Below are 1,102 nucleotides of genomic sequence, written 5' to 3'. Positions count from 1 at the left end.
TATACCCAATAAACCTCAAGATGCAGGTTTGAGCACCTGAAAATGATCGTTAATTCGGGACGTCAGAAAACCCGCTATCCCCGGTAACGTATGGCTGAAAAATTCAGATATTGCATCCCTGAACTCCCTGCTGTTGCTGAAGTAGCGGTTATTCCGGGCATGTTCGTTCATTAACTTCCACATTCGTTCTATCGGATTCAGGTTCGGGCTGTACGGCGGGAGGTAATGAAGTTTTATATTTACCACCTCCGCCCAGTCTTTCACTAACTGTGAACGGTGATAACCAGCACCATCCAGAATAACATGAACTTTCTGCTGATAATCTGGATAAATTTTACGTATCTCATTGAAAAAACGAGATACGTTGTATTCATTAACCGTTTTATATTCGCAGATTAGCGGATGTTCCGGGGCCTTCAGATTCAGCGCCCCCATGATATTCAGCCGTGTACGACTACCTGTTGTTTTTACCGCTTTTCTCTGGCCTTTACGTATCCAGCCATAACCTATTTTGGTGGCCTGAGTCGGATGGACAGCATCAATAAAAAGAACCGGTTCATCACCTGCGGTGGCTTTGAGTTCCTCATAATATTCAATGAATTGCTTTTGTTTCTCTTCACTGAATTTATGCGGGACGCCTGACGGTTTTTTATAGGTGAAGCCGTTCCGGTGCAGCCACTTATTCATTCCCGGAATGCTGAAAACGATGTTCCATGTCCGCGCGACAAACGCGACAATATCACGGGTATGGTAAAATAAATTGTCGGATAAGTGGCTGATTAAAAAAGCCGTTTGTTCAGCGCTGAGTTTGCTGTCTGAGCCGCCATTTTCGGGCTTCAGCTTGCCTTTGTTCAGAAACTCGCTGATATGGTGGTCAACAGTAGTCTGATGCAGGCGTAAAGCCTGAGCGATCATGGCCGAACTCCAGCCCTCGGAGGCCAGAAGAATGGCTTTAATGCGATCGCAAACGCGCTTATCACGACTGGAGTCATGAAGACGCTCAAGTTCAGCTTTTTGTTGGTCAGTGATAAAGATTTTCATGGGGACAGCATGATCTCCTGTTGCTGAAAAATCAAGCGTCTTCAATGATCACGGGTATATA

1 protein-coding gene is annotated in these 1,102 nt (G+C 45.4%); it reads right to left on the bottom strand.

What is annotated here, in order from left to right:
- Window positions 1–15: 15 nt before the first annotated feature.
- On the bottom strand, window positions 16–1,041 hold the full coding sequence (locus tag ACJBF3_RS26030; protein ID WP_040118421.1) for an IS630 family transposase: 1,026 nt from the start codon (window positions 1,039–1,041) through the stop codon (window positions 16–18).
- Between the last annotated feature and the right edge of the window lie 61 nt (window positions 1,042–1,102).

The organism is Enterobacter sp. PP-008-ECC_S150, assembly GCF_045257065.1.
GTDB classification, from domain to species: domain Bacteria; phylum Pseudomonadota; class Gammaproteobacteria; order Enterobacterales; family Enterobacteriaceae; genus Enterobacter; species Enterobacter chengduensis.
The sequence above is the reverse complement of the archived record's forward strand: the minus strand, read 5'-3'. Positions and strand labels throughout refer to the sequence as shown.

Bases quoted from the DNA above. Each gene is read 5' to 3' on its own strand.
- ACJBF3_RS26030 (WP_040118421.1), bottom strand. From the start codon at position 1,041: ATGAAAATCTTTATCACTGACCAACAAAAAGCTGAACTTGAGCGTCTT.